Source organism: Streptomyces sp. NPDC017993 (genome assembly GCF_044328065.1).
Lineage (GTDB): Bacteria > Actinomycetota > Actinomycetes > Streptomycetales > Streptomycetaceae > Streptomyces.
Genome location: NZ_JBIRGO010000017.1, coordinates 72,163 through 97,592, shown reverse-complemented (window position 1 = coordinate 97,592; position 25,430 = coordinate 72,163). Strand labels below are relative to the sequence as shown.

At 71.6% G+C, this 25,430-nt stretch carries 19 protein-coding genes and 1 pseudogene; 11 read left to right on the top strand and 9 right to left on the bottom strand.

Annotated features, from left to right (window positions below; all coding sequences use genetic code 11):
- Positions 1 to 105 precede the first annotated feature (105 nt).
- On the top strand, positions 106 to 3,126 hold the full coding sequence (locus ACH4FH_RS28130; protein WP_398558718.1) for a bifunctional [glutamine synthetase] adenylyltransferase/[glutamine synthetase]-adenylyl-L-tyrosine phosphorylase: 3,021 nt from the start codon (positions 106 to 108) through the stop codon (positions 3,124 to 3,126).
- A gap of 16 nt (positions 3,127 to 3,142) precedes the next feature.
- Here the strand turns inward: ACH4FH_RS28130 and ACH4FH_RS28125 are convergent, their stop codons facing one another.
- Positions 3,143 to 3,814, bottom strand: coding sequence for a TetR/AcrR family transcriptional regulator (locus ACH4FH_RS28125; protein ID WP_398558717.1), 672 nt, complete (start codon positions 3,812 to 3,814; stop codon positions 3,143 to 3,145).
- A gap of 192 nt (positions 3,815 to 4,006) precedes the next feature.
- Here ACH4FH_RS28125 and ACH4FH_RS28120 point away from each other — a divergent pair, with 192 nt between their 5' ends.
- Together ACH4FH_RS28120 and ACH4FH_RS28115 are read left to right on the top strand one after the other, a co-directional pair.
- Positions 4,007 to 5,653 (top strand): APC family permease, encoded by a 1,647-nt coding sequence (locus tag ACH4FH_RS28120; protein WP_398558716.1) that lies wholly within the window; start codon positions 4,007 to 4,009, stop codon positions 5,651 to 5,653.
- A gap of 71 nt (positions 5,654 to 5,724) precedes the next feature.
- On the top strand, positions 5,725 to 7,365 hold the full coding sequence (locus tag ACH4FH_RS28115; RefSeq protein ID WP_398558715.1) for an amidohydrolase: 1,641 nt from the start codon (positions 5,725 to 5,727) through the stop codon (positions 7,363 to 7,365).
- Between the two features lie 220 nt (positions 7,366 to 7,585).
- Here ACH4FH_RS28115 and ACH4FH_RS28110 read toward each other — a convergent pair whose 3' ends face one another.
- The 3 genes from ACH4FH_RS28110 to ACH4FH_RS28100 all read right to left on the bottom strand — a co-directional run bounded on the left by ACH4FH_RS28110 (position 7,586) and on the right by ACH4FH_RS28100 (position 11,294).
- A complete protein-coding gene (locus tag ACH4FH_RS28110; RefSeq protein ID WP_398558714.1) occupies positions 7,586 to 8,446 on the bottom strand; it encodes a phosphatase PAP2 family protein in 861 nt (286 codons plus the stop codon).
- Between the two features lie 103 nt (positions 8,447 to 8,549).
- Positions 8,550 to 9,599: a LacI family DNA-binding transcriptional regulator gene (locus ACH4FH_RS28105; protein WP_398558713.1), complete on the bottom strand. Its 1,050-nt coding sequence runs from the start codon at positions 9,597 to 9,599 to the stop codon at positions 8,550 to 8,552.
- 24 nt (positions 9,600 to 9,623) lie between these two features.
- Entirely contained in the window at positions 9,624 to 11,294 is a 1,671-nt protein-coding gene (locus ACH4FH_RS28100; RefSeq protein WP_398558712.1) for a glycoside hydrolase family 13 protein, read from the bottom strand.
- Between the two features lie 239 nt (positions 11,295 to 11,533).
- Here ACH4FH_RS28100 and ACH4FH_RS28095 point away from each other — a divergent pair, with 239 nt between their 5' ends.
- Genes ACH4FH_RS28095 through ACH4FH_RS28075 form a run of 5 tightly spaced genes read left to right on the top strand, consistent with a single transcriptional unit; the run spans position 11,534 to position 17,243 of the window.
- On the top strand, positions 11,534 to 12,814 hold the full coding sequence (locus ACH4FH_RS28095) for an extracellular solute-binding protein (protein ID WP_398558711.1): 1,281 nt from the start codon (positions 11,534 to 11,536) through the stop codon (positions 12,812 to 12,814).
- Between the two features lie 53 nt (positions 12,815 to 12,867).
- Entirely contained in the window at positions 12,868 to 13,746 is an 879-nt protein-coding gene (locus ACH4FH_RS28090; protein ID WP_398558801.1) for a carbohydrate ABC transporter permease, read from the top strand.
- 2 nt (positions 13,747 to 13,748) lie between these two features.
- A complete protein-coding gene (locus tag ACH4FH_RS28085; protein WP_398558710.1) occupies positions 13,749 to 14,585 on the top strand; it encodes a sugar ABC transporter permease in 837 nt (278 codons plus the stop codon).
- Position 14,586: 1 nt separating this feature from the next.
- The gene (locus ACH4FH_RS28080; protein ID WP_398558709.1) at positions 14,587 to 16,209 is read left to right on the top strand and encodes a glycoside hydrolase family 13 protein; all 1,623 of its coding nucleotides are present in this window, start codon (positions 14,587 to 14,589) and stop codon (positions 16,207 to 16,209) included.
- Positions 16,206 to 17,243 (top strand): LacI family DNA-binding transcriptional regulator, encoded by a 1,038-nt coding sequence (locus ACH4FH_RS28075; protein WP_398558708.1) that lies wholly within the window; start codon positions 16,206 to 16,208, stop codon positions 17,241 to 17,243. Before ACH4FH_RS28080 ends, ACH4FH_RS28075 begins: the two co-directional genes overlap by 4 nt.
- Positions 17,244 to 17,259: 16 nt before the next feature.
- Here ACH4FH_RS28075 and ACH4FH_RS28070 read toward each other — a convergent pair whose 3' ends face one another.
- From ACH4FH_RS28070 to ACH4FH_RS28060, 3 genes are all read right to left on the bottom strand, one after another.
- Positions 17,260 to 17,898: a DUF1266 domain-containing protein gene (locus ACH4FH_RS28070; protein WP_398558707.1), complete on the bottom strand. Its 639-nt coding sequence runs from the start codon at positions 17,896 to 17,898 to the stop codon at positions 17,260 to 17,262.
- 75 nt (positions 17,899 to 17,973) lie between these two features.
- The gene (locus ACH4FH_RS28065; RefSeq protein WP_398558706.1) at positions 17,974 to 18,222 is read right to left on the bottom strand and encodes a DUF397 domain-containing protein; all 249 of its coding nucleotides are present in this window, start codon (positions 18,220 to 18,222) and stop codon (positions 17,974 to 17,976) included.
- Positions 18,219 to 19,040 (bottom strand): helix-turn-helix domain-containing protein, encoded by an 822-nt coding sequence (locus tag ACH4FH_RS28060; RefSeq protein WP_398558705.1) that lies wholly within the window; start codon positions 19,038 to 19,040, stop codon positions 18,219 to 18,221. Before ACH4FH_RS28060 ends, ACH4FH_RS28065 begins: the two co-directional genes overlap by 4 nt.
- 169 nt (positions 19,041 to 19,209) lie before the next feature.
- Here ACH4FH_RS28060 and ACH4FH_RS28055 point away from each other — a divergent pair, with 169 nt between their 5' ends.
- Complete coding sequence (locus tag ACH4FH_RS28055) at positions 19,210 to 19,686, top strand: ATP-binding protein (RefSeq protein ID WP_398558704.1); 477 nt, start codon at positions 19,210 to 19,212, stop codon at positions 19,684 to 19,686.
- A 61-nt stretch (positions 19,687 to 19,747) separates the two neighbouring features.
- Here the strand turns inward: ACH4FH_RS28055 and ACH4FH_RS28050 are convergent, their stop codons facing one another.
- Entirely contained in the window at positions 19,748 to 20,281 is a 534-nt protein-coding gene (locus tag ACH4FH_RS28050) for a hypothetical protein (RefSeq protein WP_398558703.1), read from the bottom strand.
- A 368-nt stretch (positions 20,282 to 20,649) separates the two neighbouring features.
- Between ACH4FH_RS28050 and ACH4FH_RS28045 the strand changes: the two are divergent.
- Together ACH4FH_RS28045 and pulA are read left to right on the top strand one after the other, a co-directional pair.
- Positions 20,650 to 22,044 (top strand): annotated as a pseudogene (locus ACH4FH_RS28045) (alpha-amylase family protein); the annotation flags it as partial.
- 175 nt (positions 22,045 to 22,219) lie between these two features.
- Entirely contained in the window at positions 22,220 to 24,889 is a 2,670-nt protein-coding gene (gene pulA / locus ACH4FH_RS28040) for a pullulanase-type alpha-1,6-glucosidase (RefSeq protein WP_398558702.1), read from the top strand.
- An 18-nt stretch (positions 24,890 to 24,907) separates the two neighbouring features.
- On the opposite strand, the gene ACH4FH_RS28035 is transcribed toward pulA, so the two are convergent.
- On the bottom strand, positions 24,908 to 25,420 hold the full coding sequence (locus tag ACH4FH_RS28035) for a GNAT family N-acetyltransferase (protein ID WP_398558701.1): 513 nt from the start codon (positions 25,418 to 25,420) through the stop codon (positions 24,908 to 24,910).
- Positions 25,421 to 25,430: the final 10 nt, after the last annotated feature.

The following is a 25,430-nucleotide window of genomic DNA, read 5'->3' as shown; positions in this document are numbered from 1 at the left end:
AGACAGAAGCAGGAAAGCTGCGCAAGATGCTGCCCGTGCTGTAGAGAGTCCGACGCACCCCGCGGAGTGTGTGTGCTTCGCGGGGCGTCACCGAGAGGCTGCACCATGGCACTACCCGCTCCGCAGGGACGGCGGAGCAGCGCCTTCACCCGGCTGCTGAGGCACGGTTTCACCGATCCTTCGGCGGCCGGGCAGCTGCTCGACGCGCCCGAATTCGCCGCGGTACGCGATGACTCGGTCCTGCTCGAAGCCCTCGGGGCCACCGCGGACCCGGATCTCGCGCTGCTCGGCCTCGCCCGGTTGGTGGAGGCCCAGGCCCCCGACGAGCAGCAGGCGCTGCTGAGCACCATCGTCTCGGCGAAGCCGGTGCGCGACCGGCTGCTGGGGGTGCTGGGTGCCTCCGAGGCCCTCGGCGACCATCTCGCCCGGCATCCGCACGACTGGCAGTCGCTGATCACCTACGAGTCGGTCGATCTTCATCCCACCACCCCCGAGTTCGAGCAGGCGCTGGCCGAGGGCATCTGGGGCGAGGGCGCGGACCGGTCGCGTGCGGACGCGCTGCGCGTCGCCTACCGCAGGGCGCTGCTGGGCATCGCCGCCCGCGACGTGTGCGGGACGACCGATGTCGCGGAGGCCGCGGCGGAGCTCGCGGACCTCGCCACCGCGACGGTGCGGGCCGCCCTGGAGGTCGCCCACGAGGAGCAGCCCGAGGACGTGGCCTGCTGCCGGCTCTCCGTCATCGGCATGGGCAAGTGCGGTGGTCGTGAGCTGAACTACGTCTCGGACGTCGACGTCATCTTCGTCGCCGAGGCGAAGGACGGCGTCGAGGAGGCCAAGGCGGTTCAGGCCGCGACGCGGCTCGCCGCCCGGATGATGCGCCTGTGCTCCGACGTCACCGCCGAGGGCACCATCTGGCCGGTGGACGCCAATCTGCGTCCCGAGGGCCGTAACGGCCCGCTGGTGCGGACACTGAGCAGTCACCTCGCCTACTACCAGCGATGGGCCAAGACCTGGGAGTTCCAGGCGCTGCTCAAGGCCCGCCCGATGGCCGGCGACCTGGAGCTGGGGCAGGAGTACGTCGATGCCCTCGCGCCCATGGTGTGGCAGGTCTCCGAGCGCGAGAACTTCGTCGTCGACGTGCGCCAGATGCGCCGCCGGGTCGTGGCGAACATCCCCGCCGCCCAGGTCGACCGGGAGCTCAAGCTCGGGCCCGGCGGTCTGCGCGACGTCGAATTCGCCGTCCAGCTTCTCCAGTTGGTGCACGGACGCAGCGATGCCACGCTCCGCAGCGCAACGACGCTCGACGCCCTGGGCGCGCTCGCGGCAGGCGGCTACGTCGGGCGCCAGGACGCCGCCGCCCTGGATGCCGCCTACCGCTTCCTGCGCACCCTGGAGCACCGCATCCAGCTCTTCCGGATGCGCCGGACGCACCTGATGCCGGAGGCCGAGGCCGATCTGCGGCGCCTGGCGCGCTCGCTGGGCCTGCGCACCGAGCCCGTCGAGACCCTGCGCAAGGAGTGGCGCTGGCACGCCCGCGAGGTGCGCCGGCTGCACGAGAAGCTCTTCTACCGGCCGCTGCTGGACGCCGTCGCGCATCTGGAGCCCGGGGAGACCCGGCTGTCCGCGAAGGCGGCGGGACAGCGGCTGGAAGCCCTCGGCTACGCCGACCCGGTGGGTGCGCTGCGGCACCTGGAGGCACTGTCGTCCGGCGTGACCCGCAAGGCCGCCATCCAGCGGACGCTGCTGCCGGTGCTGCTGTCCTGGTTCGCCGACTCCGCGGACCCGGACGCCGGACTGCTCAACTTCCGCAAGGTCTCCGACGCGCTGGGCAAGACCCCCTGGTATCTGCGGCTGCTGCGCGACGAGGGCGCGGCCGCGGAGAATCTCGCCCGGGTGCTGTCCGCCGGGCGGCTCGCCCCCGACCTGCTGCTGCGCGCCCCCGAGGCGGTGGCACTGCTCGGCGCGTCCGATGGACTGCAGCCGCGGAGCAGGGCCGCGCTGGAGCAGGAGGTGCTGGCCGCCGTCGGCCGCGCGGAGGGCGCCGAGGCGGGCGTCGCGGTGGCCCGAGGGGTGCGCAGGCGCGAGCTGTTCCGTACCGCCGCCGCCGACATCATCGGCGCGTACGGCACGGAGGGCACCCCCGCAGAGGAGGACCACGGCCACGCCATCGACGTCGTCGGCTCCGCCGTCTCCAACCTCACTGCCGCCACGCTCGCCGGTGCCCTGCGCGCCGCCGTCCGCGACCGGTGGGGCACCACCCTGCCCACCCGCTTCGCGGTGATCGGCATGGGCCGCTTCGGCGGCCAGGAGCTGAGCTACGGCTCGGACGCGGATGTGCTGTTCGTGCACGAACCCCGCGAGGGAGCCGACGAACACGAGGCCGCCAAGGCCGCGCAGGCCGTCGCCAACGAGATCCGCCGGCTGCTCGAACTCCCCTCCTCCGACCCGCCGTTGCCGATCGACGCGGATCTGCGCCCGGAGGGCAGGTCGGGCCCGCTGGTGCGCACCCTCGCCTCCTACGGCGCCTACTACCGGCGCTGGTCGCTGGTCTGGGAGGCGCAGGCACTGCTGCGCGCCGAACCGGTCGCCGGGGACGTGGAGTTGGGGCAGCGGTTCATCGAGATGATCGACCCGCTGCGCTATCCGGCCGAGGGGATCGGCGAGGACGCGGTCCGCGAGATCCGCCGGCTCAAGGCCCGCATGGAGTCCGAGCGGCTGCCGCGCGGCGCCGACCCGACCACCCACGCCAAGCTGGGGCGCGGCGGCCTGAGCGACGTCGAGTGGACGGTACAGCTGCTCCAGATGCGGCACGGCTGGGAGGTCCCCGGGCTGCGCACGACCCGCACCCGCGAGGCGCTGGCGGCCGCGCACGCCGCCGAGCTGATCGGCACCGAGGACGCCGCGACGCTGGACGAGGCGTGGGTGCTGGCGGCGCGGGTGCGCAACGCCGTGATGCTGGTGCGCGGCCGTCCCGGCGACACCTTCCCGGTGGACGGCCGCGAGCTGGCGGCCGTGGGCCGCTACCTCGGCTACGAGGAAGGCCATGTCGGGGAGATGCTCGACGACTACCGCCGGATCACCCGGCGGGCGCGCGGCGTGGTGGAGGACCTCTTCTACAAGGGGTGAGCGACGGGGCCTCGGGTCACGTCCCCGGGTCGTCCCGGGCGTCCCCGCCCCGGTTGCCGCCCCCGCCGTCCGCCGTCTCCCGGCGGTTGTGCAGCTCTGCCCGGACGCGCCCCATGACGCCGGCGAGCGACAGCTCGAAGGCGAGGTCCGCGCGGGCGGGCCCGGCGGCGGCCAGCGCGTGCGCCAGCCGGGGGGCGTCGGCCTCGTCGGCGACCTCCCACATGGCCTCCGGGGCGGCCAGGTCCAGTGCCGAGCCCAGCACCACGTTCTCCAGCGCCGCGATCACCGGGATGACGTCGGGCGGGGCGAAGCCGGCGTCCAGCAGCAGCCCGGCCGCCTGCTCGTACTGGGCGATGACCTTCGGGGCGCGCACTGGTGAGGTGGTGAGCAGCGGGATGGCGCGCGGGTGGGCGGCGAAGGCGGCACGGTAGGAGCGCGCCCAGGACTCCAGCGCCGTGTCCCAGGCGGCGGCGTCCAGCGCCGAGGCGTCGATGGCGTCGGCGACCCGCTCCCGCAGCAGCTCGATCACCCCGGCCCGGCCCTCGACATGGTGGTACACCGAGGCGGTCTGCACCCCGAGCGCCCTGGCGATCTGCGGGACGCTGAACTCGCCCTGCTCGTCGACGAGTCGCAGCGCCGTCGCGCCGATCCGCGCCCGGTCGAGCAGCGGCTTGCGCGGCCTGCCCATGTCGTCACTCCCACCCGTGAGGTCTTCCCGAATCGTACGGGCGGGGGTTACATTGCAAAAACCGAAAGGCTTTAGGTTTTTGCTTCAGGTTCCCGCCGCGCGCTCCCGCCGCCCCGCCGTGCCATCCGTACACGCGCCGGGCCGGCCGTCGCCCGGCATCCCCGCTCCCCGCCGCAGAAGGACACCAGCGCCATGGCCGTAGAGCCCGAGACCCGCGACGGGTCGCCCACGCGACCGCCCGGCCCACCCGGTCCCGCCGACCGCCCCGCTCCCTCCGACCCGACCGCACCGGCCACGCCGCAGCAGCCCGCCGGGCTGCGCCGCGCCACCCTCGGCGTCGCGGACATCGCCTTCTTCGTCATCTCCGCCGCCGCCCCGCTCACCGTCATGGCCGGGGTCGCCCCGCTCGCCATCGGCATCGGCGGCCTCGGCGCACCCGTCGGTTACCTGCTCGCCGGCGCCACCCTGGCCCTCTTCGCGGTCGGCTTCACGACCATGACGCGGCACGTCCGCAACGGCGGCGGCTTCTACGCCTACATCACCCGCGGCCTCGGCCGCCCGGCCGGCTTCGGCGCCGCCACCGTGGCCCTGCTCGCCTACAACGGCATGCAGATCGGCGTCTACGGGCTGCTCGCCACCGGTACCCAGGACGCCCTCGAAGCCCTCTGGGGCATCCACGTACCCTGGCCGCCCATCGCCGTGGCGGGCGTCTTCGTCATCTGGTTCCTCGGCTACCGCAGCATCGACTTCGGGGCCAAGGTGCTCGGCGTCCTGCTGGTCGCCGAGACGGGCATTCTCGTGCTGCTCGCCGGGGGAGTGCTGCTGCGCGGCGGCGCAGCGGGCCTGGCGCCGGACTCCTTCACCCCGGGCAACGTCCTGGTGCCCGGCACCGGCGCGGTCCTCGCCTTCGCCTTCGCCGCCTTCACCGGTTTCGAATCCACCGCCATCTACCGCCGCGAGGCCCGCGATCCGTCGCGCACCATCCCGCGCGCCACCTACATCGCGGTCGCCTTCCTGGGCCTCTTCTACGCCTTCACCGTCTGGATCGTCATCCAGGCATTCGGCGCCGGCGACGTCATCCGGGCCGCCACCACCGACCCGGCCGGGCTGTTCTTCACCGCCACCACCGAGTACGTCGGCAGCTGGGCCGCCGACCTGATGCACGTCTTCATCGTCACCAGCATCCTCGCCTCCCAACTGGCCTTCCACAACGCGATCAATCGCTACGGCCTCGCGCTGTCCCAGGAAGGCGTGCTGCCCGCCGCGCTCGGCCGGATCCACCCCCGCCACCGCTCCCCGTACCTGGCCGGAGCGGTGCAGAGCGCCGTGGCGCTGGTCATCGTCGTCGGCTTCGCGGCGGCCGGCGCGGACCCCTACCAGCAGCTGCTGCTGTGGATGAACACCCCCGGCATGCTCGGCCTGTTGGCGCTCCAGGCGGTCACGGCCATCGCCGTGCCCTGCTATTTCCGGCGCCTCGCCCACCGTGAGGGCGCGCTGCGCACCATGGTCGCGCCGATCGCCGCCACCGTGCTGATGCTCGGCGCCCTGTGGCTGGTCATCGCCAAGATCGACCTGATGACGGGGGCGCCGTTCGCCACCAACACCGCGCTGGTGCTGACCGTTCCCGCCGCGTTCGTCCTCGGTCTCCTCCTCGCCCGCCGCGTCCGCCGCACCCGGCCCGAGGTCTACGCGGGCTTCGCCGCGGAACCGGCGGAGGAGCGGGACACACCGCACGCGGCAGCGGATGCCCCACCGCACGACGGACCGGACGACGCACCGGACGCCGAGCCCCGGCCGGAACCCGTCGGCGAGGCCCCCGCCGGCCGCTCCGCCCCCTGACCCACCGCAGCGGCACCCCGCCGCTGCCCGCAGCCCCACACCCCGCAGCCCCGTCCTTGAAGGAGACCCTCGTGCCGTCCGCCCCCACAGCCCTCACCGCCGCCGACACCGTGCTGACCGGTGCGCGGGTACGCACCCTCGATCCGGAGCGCCCCTGGGCAGAAGCCGTCGCCGTCAAGGACGGACGGATCGTCGCGGTCGGCGACGAGCGGGACGTACGGGACTGGCGGGGCGCGGCGACCGAGATCGTCGACCTGGCCGGGGCCACCCTGACCCCCGGCCTGGTCGACGGGCACAGCCACCCCGTCTGGGGCGTCGAGATGTCCACCGGCCTCGACCTCTCCGGCTGCCGCGACGTCGACGGCCTGCGCACCGCACTCGCCGCCGCGGCTCGCGCGCTGCCGCCCGGCGGCTGGGTGACCGGCTGGGGCCTGGACCACAACGTCTTCGGCGACCGCCTCGTGCACCGGGACCTGATCGAGGACGCGCTCGGCGGCGCCCCCGGATTCATCCGCCTCTACGACGGCCATTCGGCGCTGGCCTCCGGCCGCGCGCTGGAGGCCGCGGGCATCACAGGGCCACGCGAGTTCGCCCAGCGCGCCACTGTCGTCTGCGACACGGAGGGACGGCCCACCGGGCATCTGGTCGAACACGCCGCCATGGACCTGCTGTTGCCCTTCATGCCGCGTCCCTCGGTGGCCGACCGCCGGGCCCGGCTGCTCGGGCTGCTGGGCGAGATGGCCGCGAACGGCCTGACCGGCGCCCATGTCATGGACCTCCAGGGCGCCGACGCCCCGGAGCTGCTGGCCGGCATCGAGGCGGACGGTGAACTCCCGCTGCGGCTGCGGCTCGCCCCCTGGTGCATGCCCGGCATCGACAAGGAGGGGCTGGACCACCTCATCGCCTTGCAGCGGCTGGGCGGCCGGCACTGGCAGGTCGGCGGGGTGAAGTTCTTCATGGACGGCACCGTGGAGGGCGGCACGGCATGGCTGGAGCACGCCGACTGCCACGGCCAGGGCACCGCGGCCTTCTGGCCCGACCCCGCCGCGTACACCCACGCAGTGCACCACCTCGCGCGGGCCGGTGTCCGCACGGCCACCCACGCCATCGGCGACGCCGCCGTACGGCACGTCCTGGACACCGTCGAACTGCTCGGCGGGGAACCGGCAGCCGGCCGCCACCGGCACCGCATCGAGCACATCGAGACGGTGCCTGACGGGCTGCTGCCGAGGTTCGCGCGGCTCGGCGTCGTGGCCTCGATGCAGCCCACCCACACCGCCTACACCCGCGCCGACCACACCGACGCCTGGTCCCTGCGGGTCGGTGCACAGCGCGCCGGGCGGGCCTGGCGCTGCCGTGATCTGCGCGACGCGGGCGCGGTGCTGGTCCTGGGTTCCGACTGGCCCATCGCGCACCACGACCCGCGCCAGGTCCTGGCCACGGCCCGGCTGCGGCGCCCGGCGGGCGAGCACCACATCACCCCGGTCACCCCGGAGCAGGCACTCACCGGCCTGATGGCCCTGGAGGGCCTCACCTCGCACGCGGCGCTCGCGGCGGGCGAGGAGGCCGAGGCGGGCCGTATCGCCCCCGGCTACCGGGCCGACCTCACGGCGCTGGCCGTCGACCCGGTGACCGCGCCGGCCGACGAGGTGGGCACAGCCCCCGTGCGGCTGACGATGACCGGCGGCCATGTCACCCACCGATCGTCGTAGCGCGCGCCGCTGCGCCAACCGGCTGATCATCGTGTGCGGTTGACGGCCCGGGGCGGGCTCCGCTGCTCGCCCCGGGCAACCGATTTCCGGCTGTGCTGGGGGCACCGGGCCGAATAGATATACATCCGGGCCGATTACGCCGACTACTCCGATCGGGTGACACCCGCCGGTGTCACCGCGGCTCCCGCGCACCCCGTCCCGGGGCCGCCCCGGCAGCGCTTCAGCGGGCCTTGAGCAGGTTCGCGTCGGGGGCGCTCACATAGCGCGCCAGGCGGTGCGGCAGCGTGCGGTACCAGACCAGGGCCAGGGCGAAGCCGAACGTCAGGCAGAGGATGCCGCCGACGGCGTCCAGCCAGAAGTGGTTGGCGGTGGCGACGATGACCACCAGCGTCGTGGCGGGATAGAGCAGCCCCAGGGCCTTCGCCCACAGCGGCTTCGCCAGCAGGGCGATGGTGATGCCGCACCACAGCGACCAGCCGATGTGCATCGAGGGCATCGCGGCGTACTGGTTGGACATCGAGGCGAGGTTGCCGGACGCCATCGAGCCCCAGGTGTCGTGCTTGATCACGGTGTCGACGAAGCCGCCGCCCGGCATCAGCCTCGGTGGCGCCAACGGGTAGAAGTAGTAGCCGAGCAGCGCGACGCCGGTGGTGGCGAAAAGGGCCATCCGAGCTGCGGCGTAGCGGCCGGGATGCCAGTGGTAGAGCCACACCAGGACCGCGATGGTCACGATGAAGTGCAGGGTCGCGTAGTAGTAGTTCATCGACACGATCAGCCACGTCACGGAATTCACCGCATGGTTGACGCTGTGCTCCACGGCGACGCCGAGCGACTGCTCCGCGCGCCAGATCCAGTCGGCGTTACGCAGCGCCTGGGTCTTCTGCTCTGGTACCGCGTTGCGAACGAGCGAGTACGTCCAGTAACCGAGCCCGATCAGCAGGATCTCGAACCACAGACGAGGCGCGCGAGGGGTCCGCAGCCGGGCCAAGCGGCCACCGCCCGAAGGGTGGTCCGCGCTCTCCCCGTTGGGTTGCGGGGCGGCCGGCCGACCTTCCAAGGTCCTCACATTCGCATCACCCATAGGCAGACAGTCTGCCAGAAAGCGGCATGTCGCCGATCATCCTTCGGGCGGGTATTCGAGGTCTCGTATCGGTCTTCAGGGGGATCTGGGACCCCCGCCCTTGTCAGGGTGCGCAGAAGGGTTTGGGAACCTTCGCGGCTTTTGGCGCCGAGGCAGTTGAACCCCGAACCACCAGTTCGGGGTGGAAGACGAACTCGCTGTGCGGCGCGGGCGTACCGCCGATCTCCTCCAGGAGCGCGCGGACCGCCGCCTGCCCCATCGCGGGCACCGGCTGCCGGATCGTGGTCAGCGGCGGGTCGGTGAAGGCGATGAGCGGGGAGTCGTCGAAGCCGACCACGGACATCTCACGCGGGACGTCGAGCCCGCGCTGCCGAGCGGTGCGGATCGCGCCGAGCGCCATCATGTCGCTGGCGCAGACGATGGCCGTACAGCCCCGGTCGATCAGCTCGCCGGCCGCGGCCTGGCCGCCTTCGAGGGTGTAGAGGGAGTGCTGGATGAACTGCTCGGCCTCGGCGGGGCCCAGGTCCAGGTGTTCCTGCACACTGCGCAGAAAGCCCTCGATCTTCCGTTGGACGGGCACGAAGCGCTTGGGGCCGAGCGCCAGGCCGATCCGCCGGTGGCCGAGCGCGACCAGGTGCGTGACCGCCAGGTGCACCGCGGCGCGGTCGTCGGGCGAGACGAACGGCGCCTGCACCTTGTCGGAGAAGCCGTTGATGAGGACGAACGGCACACCCTGGCCGCGCAGCTGCTCGTAGCGCTGCATATCGGCGGTGGTGTCGGCGTGCAGTCCGGAGACGAAGATGATGCCGGCGACCCCGCGGTCCACGAGCATCTCGGTGAGCTCGTCCTCGGTGGAGCCGCCCGGCGTCTGCGTCGCGAGCACCGGCGTATAGCCCTGGCGGGTCAGCGCCTGCCCGATGACCTGGGCGAACGCCGGGAATATCGGGTTCTCCAGCTCCGGCGTGATCAGGCCGACCAGACCGGCGCTGCGCTGCCGCAGCCGCACGGGGCGCTCGTAGCCGAGCACGTCGAGTGCGGCAAGCACGGACTGGCGGGTGGTGGCGGAGACGCCGGGCTTCCCGTTGAGAACCCGGCTGACGGTGGCCTCGCTGACACCCGCCTGCACTGCGATATCGGCCAGCCGGGCGGTCATGTGTGGGACTTTACCGTTCGCGTGTCAGATTGCCCACCAGATGCAACTGTCACCCGGGAGCACCGCGGTGCCGCCGTCGATGCGCGCCGGGGCGCTGGAGAGCAGCGGCTGTCCGGGCAGCGGGAGTTCGACGTCGCGCCCGAGGGTGTTGACGGTGCACAGCAGGCCGGGGCGGGAGAACGCCAGCACTCCCTCGGGGGCCGGCTGCCAGCTCATCCCGCCGTCGCCCAGCCCCGGCAGGCTCCGGCGCAGTGCGAGCGCGGAGCGGTACAGCTCCAGGGTGGAGTTCGGGTCGCCGGTCTGCGCCGCGACGGTCAGCGCGCGCCAGTCCGCGGGCTGCGGCAGCCAGCTGCCGCCGGGTCCGAAGCCGTACGGCGGGTGCTCGCCGGACCAGGGCAGCGGCACCCGGCAGCCGTCGCGGAAGCCGTCCTGGCCGCTGGGGTCGGCAGGGCCGTCCGTGGCCGGTTCGGTGTCGGCGCCGGAGCGCGGGGCGCCGATACCGAACTCGCCCTGGCCGCCCCGGAAGAACGCCGGGTCCTGGCGTACCTCGTCGGGCAGGTCGGTGACCTCGGGCAGGCCCAGTTCCTCGCCCTGGTAGAGGTAGGCGGAGCCGGGCAGGGCGAGCATCAGCAGGGTGGCGGCGCGGGCGCGGTCGAGGCTGCCGCCGAGGCGGGTGGTGTGCCGTACGACGTCGTGGTTGGAGAGCACCCAGGTGGTGGGGGCGCCGACCGAGGCGGTGGCGGCGAGGGAGTCGTCGATGACCGACCGCAGCGCGTCGACGTGCCAATCGGCGTTCAGGAACTGGAAGTTGAACGCCTGGTGCAGCTCGTCGGGGCGTACGTAGAGCGCGAGCCGTTCGGCGCTGGGGGCCCATGCCTCGGCGACGCCGATGCGGTCGCCGTCGTAGGAGTCCAGCAGCCGGCGCCAGGTGCGGTGGATGGCGTGCACGCCGTCCTGGTCGAAGAAGGGCAGGACCTGGGTGCCGATCAGTTTGGCCTGCTGACCGTGGCCGATGTCCGGCAGGCCGGGGGCCTTGACCATGCCGTGGGCGACGTCGATGCGGAAGCCGTCCACGCCGAGGTCCAGCCAGAAGCGCAGGATCGCGGCGAATTCGGCGTGTACATCCGGGTTGTCCCAGTCGAGGTCGGGCTGCTCGGGGGCGAAGAGGTGGAGGTACCAGTCGCCCCGGTCGGTGCGGGTCCAGGCGGGGCCACCGAAGACCGACTCCCAGTCGTTGGGCGGCAGTTCGCCGTTCGCGCCCTTGCCGGGGCGGAAGATGTAGCGCGTGCGGGCCAGGTCGGGGTCCTGGAACCACGGGTGCTGGTCGGAGGTGTGGTTGGGGACGATGTCGACGATCACCCGCAGGCCGGCTTCGTGGGCGGAGCGGATCAGGTCGTCGGCGTCCTGGAGGTCGCCGAAGAGCGGGTCGACGGCGCGGTAGTCGGCGACGTCGTAGCCGCCGTCGGCCTGCGGTGAGGCGTAGAAGGGCGTGAGCCAGACGGCGTCCACGCCCAGGTCCTTGAGGTGGGGCAGGCGCTCGCACACGCCGCGCAGGTCGCCGACGCCGTCGCCGTCGCTGTCGGCGAAGGAGCGGACGTACACCTGGTAGATGACGGCGTCGCGCCACCACCTCGGGCCTCGGCCCGGTCCTGACGACTGGCGGGCGGGGGTGGGGGAGGTGAGCTCCTGGGTCATCTGCCGTCCCTGTCGAGGTCGAAGAAGTCGAGGTCGAAGGGGCGGTCGCCCTTCACGCAGTCAACGCTCGGACGCGCGGGGGGTGACGGGGGAGCGGGCCGGCGGAAGGTGCTGTTCCGGCCATAGCGCTGCAAATCGTTCCGACAGTCTTGCAGCAATTTTGCGCAAGGTCTTTCGGTTTGATTGCAGCGCTGTTACGTTCCAGACCGCCATCTGAGGCATTTCCCTAAGGAGTTCACATGCGGCGTGGCATACGTGGCATTTCCGCCACCGCGCTGGTAGCGGGCCTTGCACTGGCAGCGACGGCGTGCGGCGGCGGGGGTGACAGCGGCGGCAACGACAACAGCGGGGGTGAACTGTCCGGAACCGTTACCTTCTGGGACACCTCCAACGACGCCGAGAAGGCGACGTACCGCAAGCTCGCCGAGGGGTTCGAGAAGGAACACCCCAAGGTCGACGTCAAGTATGTGAGCGTGCCGTTCGGTGACGCCAACGCCAAGTTCAAGAACGCGGCGGGCGGCAACTCCGGCGCCCCGGATGTGATGCGCACCGAGGTCGCCTGGGTCGCCGACTTCGCCAACCTCGGCTACCTCGCCCCGCTGGACGGCACCCCCGCCCTCGACAAGGCCGACGACTACCTCCCGCAGGCGCTCGGCAGCACGAAGTTCAAGGGCAAGACCTATGCCGCGCCGCAGGTCATCGACACGCTCGGGCTCTTCTACAACAAGAAGATCCTCAAGGACGCGGGCGTCGCGGTGCCCAAGACGTTCGCCGAGCTGACCGCCGCTGCGAAGAAGGTCAAGTCCAAGACCGGCGCCACCGCGCTCTACCTGCGGGGCGACGACCCCTACTGGTTCCTGCCCTACCTCTACAGCGAGGGCGGCGACATGGTCGACGCCCGCGACAAGATCGTCCAGATCGACGACGGCGCCGGCGTCAAGGCGTTCAAGACCATCAAGGGCCTGGTCGACTCCAAGGCCGCCGTCACCGACGCCACCGACGGCCAGGAGAACCAGCTCAAGGCCCTCAAGGACGGCACCGTCGCGATGGCGGTCGACGGCCCCTGGGACATCGAGGGCGCCCGCGCAGGCAAGGCGTTCAAGGACAAGGACAACCTCGGCGTCGCCCCGGTCCCCGGCGGCGAAACCGCCCAGGGCTCCCCGCAAGGCGGCTGGAACCTCTCCGTCTACGCCGGCACCAAGAACCTCCAGGCGTCCTACGCCTTCGTGCAGTACATGAGCTCGGCCAAGATCCAGCAGCAGACCACCGAGAAGCTCAGCCTGCTGCCCACCCGCAAGTCCGTCTACGACGTGCCGGCCGTCAAGAACAACGAGATGGTCAAATTCTTCAAGCCCGCCGTCGACGGCGCCGTCCAGCGCCCCTGGATCGCCGAGGGCAACTCGCTCTTCGAGCCGATCAAGGTGCAGATGAACAAGGTGCTCACCGGCGCCTCCACGCCCGAGCAGGCCGCCAAGGCGACCGGCGACGCCTACCGGAAGCTGCTCAAGGACTACAAGTGACCTTTGCTGTACGGGTGCGCAGGGCGCTAGGCACCCACTGGTACGCATGGACGATGATCGCCCCGGTGGTACTCGTCATCGGGGTGATCATCGGCTACCCGCTGGTGCGCGGCGCCTATCTCTCGCTCACCGACGCCAACGAAGCCAACGTCGAGCGCACGATCGGCGTGAACCACATCCCGGCCACCTACGAATTCGTCGGCCTGGACAACTACAAGGCGATCCTCTCCGACAGCGTCTTCTGGGACCGCCTGGGCTGGACCGTGCTGTGGACGGTCGGCTGCGTCTCGCTCACCTTCCTGCTCGGCCTCGCCCTGGCGAACATGCTGAACCGGAAGCTGCGCGGACGCACCTTCTACCGGCTGGCGCTGATCCTGCCCTGGGCCATCCCCGCCTTCATCTCCGTCTTCACCTGGCGGATGCTCTACAACGAGAAGAACGGCATCCTCAACAAGCTGCTGGCCGGCGGCGGCATCGACGCCATCCCGTGGCTCAACGACCCGGCCTGGGCGAAGCTCTCGGTCATCGCCGTCAACGTGTGGCTGGGCGTGCCCTTCATGCTCGTCGCGCTGCTCGGCGGACTGCAGTCCATACCGGGCGAGCTGTACGAGGCCGCCGAGATGGACGGCGCGGGACCCTGGCAGCGGTTCCGCAACATCACGGTGCCGGGACTGCGCGCGGTGAGCAGCACGGTGATCCTGCTCTCCACCATCTGGACCTTCAACATGTTCCCGGTGATCTTCCTGCTCACCAGGGGCGGGCCGGGCGACGCCACCGAGATCCTGGTGACGTACGCCTACCGGCTCTCCTTCATCGACAGCCCCCGCAACTTCTCCGAATCCGCGGCCTGGGGCGTTCTGATCCTGGTGATGCTCTCGCTCGTCGCGGTGGTCTACCGCCGGGCGCTGCGCAAGCAGGGAGAGGTGTGGTGACCATGACCCGTAAACGCCACGAGCGCAGCCCGCTCGCCTCCGTCGGCCTGCACCTCGCGCTGGCCCTCGCCGCCGTCGTCGCGGTCTTCCCGCCGCTGTGGCTGCTGGTGACGTCCTTCAAACCGAAGGACGACGCCTTCACCACCGGCCTTTTCAGCAACCCCACCCTCGCCAACTACACCCACGTGCTGGCCGACACCGAGTTCCTGACCTGGTTCGGCAACTCCGTGATCATCGTCGGGGTGACCACCGTCCTCGGTGTGTTCATCGCGGCCACCACCGGCTACGCCGTCAGCCGCTTCCGCTTCCCCGGCATGCGCCCGCTGATGTGGCTGCTGCTGATCACCCAGATGTTCCCGGTCGCGGTGCTGATCGTGCCGCTGTACAACCTGATGGCGAGCCTGGGCCTGCTCAACCAGCCCACCGGCCTGATCATCACGTACCTGACGATCGCGGTGCCGTTCTGCGCCTGGATGATGAAGGGCTACTTCGACACCATCCCGGTGGAGATCGACGAGTCGGGCCGGGTCGACGGCCTCAACCCCTTCGGCACCTTCTGGCGGCTGGTGCTGCCGCTGGCCCGCCCCGGCCTGGCCGTCACCGGCTTCTACACCTTCGTCACCGCCTGGGCCGAGGTCGCCTACGCCTCCGCCTTCATGACCGGCGAGGAGAACCTGACGCTGGCGGGCGGCCTGCAGACCTTCGTCAACCAGTACACCAACGACTGGGGTTCGATGACCGCGGCCGCCGTGATCATCGCCGTGCCCGCCGCGCTCGTCTTCGCCTTCGCCCAGCGCCACCTCGTATCCGGACTGACCGCCGGCACCACCAAGGGATGACATGACCCAGCATTACGCCGACCCCTCCGCCCGGACGGGCAGCGCCCCCGGCGCCGCCCCGACCGGTTGGTGGCGCGACGCGGTGATCTACCAGGTCTATCCGCGCAGCTTCGCCGACGGCAACGGCGACGGCATGGGGGACCTGGAAGGCATTCGCAGCCGCCTGCCCTACCTGCGCGACCTGGGCGTGGACGCCGTCTGGCTGAGCCCGTTCTACGCCTCACCGCAGGCCGACGCCGGCTACGACGTCGCCGACTACCGCGCCATCGACCCGATGTTCGGCACCCTGCACGACGCCGACGCCGTCATCCGCGAGGCCCACGGCCTGGGCCTGCGCATCATCGTCGATGTCGTGCCGAACCACTGCTCCGACCAGCACGAATGGTTCCAGCAGGCGCTGCGCGAGGGCCCCGGCTCACCGCTGCGCGAACGCTTCCACTTCCGGCCCGGCCGGGGCGCCGACGGCGAACTGCCGCCCAACGACTGGGAGTCCCTCTTCGGCGGTCCCGCCTGGACGAGGCTGCCCGAGCCCGACGGTGAGTGGTACCTGCACCTCTTCGCTTCCGAACAGCCCGACTTCAACTGGGAACACCCCGCCGTCCAGGACGAGTTCCGCTCCATCCTGCGTTTCTGGCTGGATCTGGGCGTGGACGGCTTCCGGGTGGACGTGGCGCACGGCCTGGTCAAGGCCCCGGGGCTGCCGGACATGGGCCACGGTGAACAGCTCAAACTCCTCGGCACGCAGACCCTCCCGTTCTTCGACCAGGACGGTGTCCACGAGATCTACCGCTCCTGGCGCACCGTCCTCGACGAGTACGCCGGCGACCGGATCGCGGTCGCCGAGGCATGGACCCCCAGCGCCGACCGCACCGCGCTCTACCTCCGCCCGGACGAGCTGCACCAGGCGTTCAACTTCCACTACCTGAACACCGGTTGGGACGCGGCCGCGCTCCGCGCCACCATCGACGAGTCGCTCGAAGCGATGCGTCCGGTCGGGGCCCCCACCACCTGGGTGCTCTCCAACCACGATGTCGTACGGCACCGCACCCGCCTCGGCGGCGGCCTGGACCGGGCCCGAGCCGCCGCGCTGCTGATGCTGGCGCTGCCCGGCTCCGCGTACGTCTACCAGGGCGAGGAGCTGGGCCTTCCCGAGGTCACCGACCTTCCCGACGAGGTGCGCCAGGACCCGTCCTTCTTCCGGGAGAGCGGCCAGGACGGCCTGCGCGACGGCTGCCGGGTGCCGCTCCCGTGGACCGGCGACGAGCCGCCGTACGGCTTCGGCTCCGGCGGCAGCTGGCTGCCGCAGCCCGCCGACTGGTGCGCGCTGACCGTCACGGCCCAGACCGGCGACCCCGCCTCCACCCTGGAGCTGTACCGGGCCGCACTCGCTCTGCGGCGCACCCACCCCGGGCTCGGGGCCGGGGACGCGGTGGAGTGGCTGGACGCGCCGGACGGCGTGCTCGTCTTCCGCCGGCCCGGCGGCCTGGTGTGCACGGTCAACACCACGGGCGCCCCCGTCCGCCTGGGCACCCCCGGCCGGATGCTCCTCGCCTCCCGCCAACTGGCAGTCGCGGCCGACGCCTTCGACCTCCCCGCCGACACCGCCGTCTGGTGGGAGGTGTGACCCTTCCCGCGTCCCGCGCCACCCCGCGGCTCGCCGACATCGCCGCGCAGGCGCAGGTCAGCGAGGCGACCGCCAGCCGCGTGCTGAACGGCAAGGCGGGCGTCGCGGCGACCACCCGGCAACGGGTGCTCGCCGCGCTCGACGTCCTCGGCTACGAGCGGCCGGTGCGGCTGCGACGGCGCAGCGCGGGCCTGGTCGGGCTGGTCATCCCCGAGCTGACCAACCCGATCTTCCCCGCCTTCGCCCAGATCATCGAGCAGTCCCTGGCCGGCCACGGCTACACCCCGGTGCTCTGCACCCAGATGCCGGGCGGCGCCACCGAGGACGAACTCGTCGAGCAACTGGAGGAACGCGGCGTCACCGGCATCGTCTTCCTCTCCGGCCTGCACGCGGACACCGGCGCCGACCCGTCCCGCTACGCCCGCCTCGCCTCCCGCGGCGTCCCCTACGTCCTCATCAACGGCTACAACGAGCACATCGACGCGCCCTTCGTCTCACCCGACGACGGCGCGGCGGCCCGGATGGCGGTGCGCCACCTGGCCGAGCTGGGCCACCGCCGGATCGGGCTGGCCGTCGGCCCATCCCGGTACGTGCCCTCGCGCCGCAAGGCCGAGGGCTTCGTGGCGGCGCTGGGCGAGTCGTTCGGCCTGTCGAGGGAGCAGGCCGAACGGCAGGTCCGGCACACCCTGTTCAGCGTCGAAGGCGGCCATGCGGCTGCGGCCACCCTGCTCGACGACGGCTGTACGGGCATCGTCTGCGGCAGCGACCTGATGGCCCTGGGCGTGGTCCGCGCGGCCCGCCAGCGCGGCCTGACCGTCCCCGGCGACGTCTCGGTGGTCGGCTTCGACGACTCCCAGCTGATCGCCTTCACCGACCCGCCGCTGACCACCGTCCGGCAGCCGGTGCAGTCCATGGCCACGGCGGCGGTCGGCGCACTGATCGAGGAGATTCAGGGAGTCCCGGTCCAGCGCACCGAGTTCGTCTTCCAGCCGGAGCTGGTGGTGAGGGGGTCGACGGGGCGGGTGCGGGGGTGAGCGCCGGGCGGGGCGGTCAGTGCCCGCCGGTGCGCTGGTCGGCCCGGTGGATGGTCTCCCACGGGACCTGCTGCCAGGGACTCTCGCCGTTCGCGGGGTCCAGCAGGCTCCGCACCGCGCTGACGGTCTCCTCCTGCGATCCGGACCATTCGGCGCCGGCCGAACGCATCCACAGCTCCCGCCCGGCCACGAAGTCGTCGGCGAACTCCCGCCAGGAGCGGTAGGTCTGCGCCACGGGTGCCACGGCGTTGCTCAGCAGCTGCCAGGCACCCGGCTCGTCGACGTACCCGGCGGCGAACCCGGCCCGCACGATCCAGACGTAGCGGCCGAAGTCCCATGCCACCGGCTGGCGGCCGAGCACCGGAGCCATCTGGATCCGGTGGCCCTCGGTGGCCAGCCACCGCAGGGTCGAGTGGAAGCTCTCGGGCGAGGTGACGCCCCAGCTGCTCTTCAGGCTCACCCGGGGCTGCGTGGAATTGATCCGCTTCAACGGGTAGAGCGCCAGGTGACGATGGCCGTAGCTGCGCTCCGCGAGGATCGCGTCGAGGGAGACCATCCACTTCTGATGGTCGGTCAAGGTGGCGGGGTAACGCTTGTGCGCCGGTCGTCCAATGGCCATCTTCACCAGCGCGACGGCCATGATTCCTATGTTCATGACACGCCATCCTCACAGAGCCGACCCGCCGGGACGACGCGAGGCCCGGCGGCCCGGAGCCGTACGAGTCGGCGGTCAGGCAGCGTGCACGGCGTACGACACGAACGCGGCCCAGGCGGCGGCCGGTACGGCGAGCTGGGGGCCGTCTGCGTTCTTGGAGTCGCGGATGTGGATGGTGGTGGGGCAGGCGGCGATCTCGATGCAGTCGCCGGAGTCGCCGCTGCTGTGGCTGGACTTGCGCCAGGAGAGGGCGACTTCTACGCAGCTGTCGCCTTCGGAGCCGCTGTAGCTGCTCTTGAACCAGGCCAGCTCGTTGGTGCTCATAGCGCTCCTCGCATTCGTTTCAGCAGGCCCGCGGAGTCTTCGGGGGTCAGGGCCTGTGAGCGCATCTTGGCATACCGCTGAAGCAGAACGCTGACCTCTTTCGGGCCGGAGATTAGTTGGCCTGTCTTCTGGCCTTCGCTGTAGCCGAGCCATTGATTTTCGGGTGTCTCCAGAAGCTGCATGGAGCCATCGAGACCGGCATGGTTCGGCTGGCGCAGCGGCATGACCTGCAGCTCGACGTTCCACAGGTCGGCGGACTCCAGCATGTGGTCGATGAGATCCCGCGTGACCTCGACCCCGCCTGTGTGCCGTTCGAGCAAGGCTTGTTCGACGATGAAGCTGAACGAGATGGGTGGCTTGCGGCGCAGCAGCTGCTGGCGTTCCAGTCGCGCGCCGACCCGCTGTTCTACCTGGTCCTCTTCCGGGGGCGGAGGGACGCTGAGAGTCACCGCTCGCGCGTACGCCTCGGTCTGCAACAAGCCCGGAATCACGCGGCATTCGTACGTACCGAGGCTTACGGCCCGCTCCTCCAGCTGCGCCCACTGCCGGAACCAAGCGGCTAAGCCCGGATGCCGCGCCAGATATCGGGCCGATGCCTTCAGCGCCCCGAAGGCATCAAGCACCTCCTCCGCCCGCTCGATGAACCGAGGCGGCGGTAGCCGTCGCCCCTGCTCGATGGAGGCGACCGTCGCCGGTGAGAACTGCACCCGCCGGGCCAGCGCCTCCTGCGTCATCTCCGCCCGCTCCCGGAACGCCTTGAGTACCGCCCCGAACTGCTTGAGGCTGTCCGTGGATTCCGGCTCGCCGTTGCCGCTCATTTCGGCCCCTCCCATGGTGTCGTCCGCACAACACGTCCATGGTCACGGTCCGTTACGCGCGCCGTCTACCCCAAGTACCCGCACGCACACCCTCCGTACGGGCAGCGTACGGGCTCCGTAGGGTCGGAAAGCCTGGTCACGGCACCGCGTGAGCGCCACCGTTGGCCCCATGTCAGCCCACGCCACCCACCGCACCCCCCAAGGCCCGCTCACCGTACGTATGTTCACCCAGCGCTTCAGTGCCACCCGCCTCGGTGCCCGGCTCGCCCGGCATCTCGCCGTCCATCAGCTCGACCTGTGGGGCTTCCCGTACGGCAGTGAACTCTCCGAGTCCGCCGCCGTGATCGTCGGCGAACTGGCCGCCAACGCGGCCACTCACGGCCGCGTGCCCGGCCGGGACTTCGAACTGCGCCTCACCCGGCTGCCGGGCTCCGCCCGCCCCGGCACGCTCCGCATCGAGGTCGCCGACACCCGGACGGAGAAACGCCCGCCGGCCGTCGGCGCGCTCGAACTCCCGCCGCCGGACGCCGAATGCGGCCGTGGGCTGCTGCTCGTCGCCGCGCTCGCCACCTGTTGGACGGTGCTGGACCGGCCACCCGTCGGCAAGATCATCCGCGCCGAACTGGATCTACCGGACCATGCGTAGGGCGGAACCCGTGGTCGAACGGGCCCGCCTGGCTACGCGGCGTGGGCGCCCGGAAGGACCGTCATCCGACGCGGGCGCCCACCGCGCGCGCCCGCTCCTTGGCCGCCTCGCTCACACCCTTGCGGCGCGCCGACATACGGGGGTCGATCGCCTCGCGTTGAGCAACGAGCCGCATCCACCCCTTGCTCAGGTCACTGTGAGCCACGACGCCGAGGAAGCGAGGGTCTCCGCAGAAGCGCACCTCCTGACCGTCGTTCGCGCGGCACCAGCGGGCCCAGTGGAGGAACCGCCCGCCGAACGGGGCCCGCAGCTCCACGGAAACGGAAGCCGCGGGGTCGTCCGGACTGTGCCCTTCGAATCGGCATACGGAGCGGCTCACGCTGTGCGCGAGTGCGGGTGACCAGTCGTAGACCTTCAACACCCGGCGCATCGTGGCCACCCCCCGCAGCTGCCGAGCGCGGTCGTGGATGACGTACATGGCCGTGACCGCTGCGACGACCCACAGCGGGACCAGCCACCGAGGTGTCATCACAGCGGCGAAGAGAACGAGAGGAAAGAAGGCGACGGCGGCCAGGAGGCCGACCGTTTGCTGCATGAGGCAAATGCCCCAACCCCGCATGGTTTCCGGGGCGTCCCATGCGCAAGGGGAGGTGCTGCGTATCGCGGAGGTGGACATCCTCGATTCTCCCGCACCCGCGCGCAGGGCGCCGCCTTGGGTCCGGTCCGACCGGCCGGGCGCGTGGGGTCCGGCCGACGGGTCGGCCGTCCCCCCGGCCGGCCGGACCGGGGCTTGTCGTTGAACGTAACACCGTTGCAATGTTTTGCGTAAGACCTTGCAACGTGGAGTTCCGACAGCTAGAACCGTCAACATCAGGGGCGCAGTCGGCCGTCGGCGCCCCTTCAACGGCCTTTCGGGCACGGCGCGTTGCCGAGCAAGGTCACTCCACCCCCTCAGGAGGAACCATGCTCCACCGGATCAGGCAAGCCACCCGCAGACCCGCGGCTGCCGCCCTCGCCCTGGTGGCGGGAGCGGCGGCCTTCCTGGTGCCCCAGCAGCCGGCCCAGGCCGCGCCGCCCGGAGACAAGGACGTCACCGCCGTCCTCTTCGAGTGGCGCTTCGATTCCGTCGCCGCGGAGTGCCGCAACACCCTCGGCCCGGCCGGATACGGCTACGTCCAGGTGTCGCCGCCCCAGGAGCACATCCAGGGCGCGCAGTGGTGGACCTCGTACCAGCCGGTCAGCTACAAGATCGCCGGTCGGCTCGGCGACCGCACGGCCTTCGCGAACATGGTGGCCACCTGCCACGCCGCCGGGGTCAAGGTCGTCGCCGACACCGTCATCAACCACATGGCGGCCGGGTCCGGCACCGGCACCGGCGGCTCGTCGTACACCAAATACGACTACCCGGGCACCTACTCGGTCCACGACTTCGACGACTGCACCGCGCAGGTCACCAACTACAACGACCGCTGGAACGTCCAGCACTGCGAACTCGTCGGCCTCGCCGACCTCGACACCAACGAGCCGTACGTCCGCGGCCGCATCGCCGCCTACCTCAACGACCTGCTGTCCCTCGGCGTCGACGGCTTCCGCGTCGACGGTGCCAAGCACATCGCGGCCGAGGACCTCGCCGACATCAAGAGCAGGCTGAGCAACCCGCAGGCGTACTGGAAGCAGGAGGCCATCTTCGGCGCGGGCGAGGCCGTCTCCCCGGACGAGTACCAGGGCACCGGCGACGTCCAGGAGTTCCGCTACGCCCGGGACCTCAAACGGGTCTTCACCAGCGAGAACCTCGCCTACCTGAAGAACTACGGCGAGGGCTGGGGCTATCTCCCCGGCGGCAAGGCCGCGGTGTTCGTCGACAACCACGACACCGAGCGCGGCGGCGACACCCTCAGCTACAAGGACGGGGCCAACTACACCCTCGCCAACGTCTTCATGCTGGCCTGGCCCTACGGCGCACCCGACGTCCACTCCGGCTACGAGTTCACCGACCGGGATGCCGGGCCGCCCCTCGGCGGCAAGGTCAATGCCTGCTGGCAGGACGGCTGGAAGTGCCAGCACAAGTGGCCCGAGATCGCGAGCATGGTCGCCTTCCGCAACACCGCGCGCGGCGGCGCCGTCACCAACTGGTGGGACAACGGCGGCGACGCCATCGCCTTCGGCCGCGGTGACAAGGGCTACGTCGCGATCAACCACGAGACCTCCGCCCTCAGCCGCACCTTCCAGACCTCGCTGCCTGCCGGTGGCTACTGCGATGTGCAGAGCGGGCGGGCGGTGACCGTCGACGGCTCGGGCCGCTTCACCGCGACCCTGGCCGCCAACACCGCGCTGGCCCTCCACCAGGGGGCGCGCACGGGCTGCTGACACGGGCCCGGCCGGTGGCCCCGAGGTCACCGGCCGGGCGGGCGGCACTGCCGCCCCTCGCGAACCGGTCGCCCGGCACCGTCCCCGCCTGCCGGGCGGCCCTCCCACCCGCGGGTGCTCGTACGCCCGCATGCCCCATCCATACGTCACTTGAAGGAGCCCCTTCGTGAACGGCCCCCTCCGCCGAACCGTCGCCGCCGTGGCCATGGCCCTGTGCGCCACGGTCCTGCCCGGCGCGGCACCCGCGACCGCCGGGCCGGCGCCCGCGCCCGGCACGGCCCTGGCCCAATGGATCGACCGCGACACCGTCGTCTGGAAGGGCGCCGGACCCGGCGCCGCCCAACTGGAGTTCGGCGCCGCCGACACCGCGGGCGGCGGCCGAGGCGGACGCCTCCGCCTCACCCCGGCAACGCTCACCCCCGCCGAACGCGCCGCCCACCCGCACCTGAAGACCTTCCCCGCGTTCGCCGTCGACCCGCGCGACCAGCACCTGGCCCGCACCGCCCTGCGCGACCGGCTGGTCGCCACGCAGCGGACGACGGACCGCACGCTCCGCGCCGTCACCGGCGTCCAGATCCCCGGAGTCCTCGACGACCTCTACGGGCCGGCCGCTAAGCGCGCCGCACTGGGCCCGGTCTTCCACCGCGGCCGTCCCACCCTCTCCGTCTGGGCGCCCACCGCCCGCACCGTCTCGCTCGAACTCGACGGGCGCACGGTCTCGATGCGCCGGGACGACGCCAGTGGCGTGTGGCGGGCCCGGGGCGACCGCGACTGGGCCGGAAAGCCCTACCGCTACGTCGTCACCGTCTGGGCGCCCAGCGTGGGCAAGACGGTCATCAACAAGGTCACCGACCCCTACTCCACCGCGCTGACCACGGACTCCGCCCGCAGTCTCGTCACCGACCTCGCCGACCCGGCGCTCGCCCCCGACGGCTGGGGCCACCTGCGCAAGCCCGCAGCCGTACGCGCCACCGCCGACCGCCCGGACCCGCTGCGCAACGCCCGCATCCAGGAACTCCACATCCGCGACTTCTCCGTCGAGGACCCCACCTCCCGCCACCGCGGCCAGTACCTCGCCTTCACGGACCGCGACTCGGCCGGAATGCGGCACCTGAGGAAGCTGGCCCGCACCGGCACGTCGTACGTCCACCTCCTGCCCGCCTTCGACGTCGGCACCGTCCCCGAGCGCCGGTCGGACCAGGCACACCCCGACTGCGATCTCGCCTCCTACGCGCCGGACTCCGACCGCCAGCAGTCCTGCGTCGCTGCGGCCGCCGCCAAGGACGCCTACAACTGGGGCTACGACCCGCTGCACTACACCGTCCCCGAGGGCTCCTACGCCTCCGACCCCGACGGCACCGCCCGCACCGTGGAGTTCCGCCGCATGGTGCAGGGGCTGAACCGGACGGGCCTGGGCGCCGTCATGGACGTCGTCTACAACCACACCGTCGCCGCGGGCCAGGACCCGAAATCCGTCCTCGACAGGATCGTGCCCGGCTACTACCAGCGGCTCCTGGACGACGGCGGCGTCGCCACCTCCACCTGCTGCTCGGGCACCGCGCCCGAACACACCATGATGGGCAAACTCGTCGTCGACTCCGTCGTCACCTGGGCCAAGAAGTACAAGGTCGACGGCTTCCGCTTCGACCTCATGGGCCACCACCCCAAGGCCAACATCCTCGCCGTCCGCAAGGCCCTGGACGCGCTGACCCCGGCCCGGGACGGCATCGACGGCAAGTCCGTCGTCCTGTACGGCGAGGGCTGGAACTTCGGTGAGGCCGCCGACGACGCCCGCTTCGTCCAGGCCACCCAGAAGAACATGGCCGGCACCGGCATCGCCACCTTCAGCGACCGCGCCCGCGACGCGGTGCGCGGCGGCAGCCCCTTCGACGCCGACCCGCGCGTCCAGGGCTTCGCCTCCGGCCTCTACACCGATCCCAACTCGGCGCCCGGCCAAGGCACTTCCGCCGAGCAGCGCACCCGGCTGCTGCACTACCAGGACCTCATCAAGGTCGGCCTGACCGGCAACCTCGCCGACTACACCTTCACCGACACCACGGGCCGCCGCGTCAAGGGCTCCGAGGTCGACTACAACGGCGCGCCCGCCGGATACGCCGCCGACCCCGGCGACGCCCTCGCCTACGCCGACGCCCACGACAACGAGACCCTCTACGACACCCTGGCCTTCAAACTGCCCCAGGGCACCTCCGCCGGCGACCGCGCCCGCATGCAGGTCCTCGCCCTCGCCACGGCCGGCCTCTCCCAGGGCCCGGCGCTCTCCCAGGCCGGCTCCGACCTGCTGCGCTCGAAGTCCCTGGACCGAAACTCCTACGACAGCGGCGACTGGTACAACGCCCTGCACTGGAACTGCGCCGACGGCAACGGCTTCGGCCGCGGCCTGCCCCCGGCCGCCGACAACAAGGACAAGTGGCCCTACGCCCGGCCCCTGCTGGCCGACCCCGCGCTCCGCCCCGGCTGCGCCGCGATCACAAACACCTCCGCCGCCTACCGCGACCTGCTGCGCATCCACGCCACCGAGCCGGCCTTCGACCTGCCGACCACCGCCCGCGCACAGTCCGCCCTCACCTTCCCCCTCTCGGGGAAGGACGAGACCCCCGGCGTGCTCACCATGCGGGTCGGCAACCTCGTCGTCGTCTTCAACGCCACCCCACAGCGCCAGGACCAGACCGTCGGCGCCGTCGCGGGGGAGCGCTACGCCCTGCACCCCGTGCAGGCCCACGGCGCGGACCGGGTGACCGCCACCGCCGCGTACGCACCGGAGACGGGCACCTTCACCGTCCCGGCACGCACCGTCGCGGTCTTCCGCCACCACTGATCCCGCCGCACCACCCGGTCACACCAGCCGCTTTTCGAGGAGGGTGACGGCGTACTTGCTGCCGCCCGTCCCCTCCTTGAAGGGCTGCTCCCCGACGACGGTGTAGCCCACACCCTCGTAATACGCGCGCAGCCGCGGGTTCGTCGCCAGGCAGTCCAGCCGCGACCACACCCGGCCGGCCTCGGCGATCCGGCGCTCGGCCTGCCCCAGCAGCGCCCGCCCGGTGCCGGCCGGCGCATGCGGGCGGTCCACCATCAGACGGTGCACATAGCCCGCCTCCGGAGGCCGCGGTCCCCAGGCGGGCTCGTCGCGCCACCACAGTTCGAAGCCGCCGACGATCCGTCCGGCCGCCTCGGCCAGCCACACCTCGCCGTCCTTCATGCGCAGCCGGAAGTGCTCCTCGTCCCGCTCGCCCGGACACCACTGATCGATGCCCGACGCCTGCATCCAGCGGGCCGCCCCGTCGTAGAGGGAGACCAGGGAGGGCAGATCGTCGCCGTCGACGGCGAGCCGGAACGTCATCGCATGCATGGCCTGATTC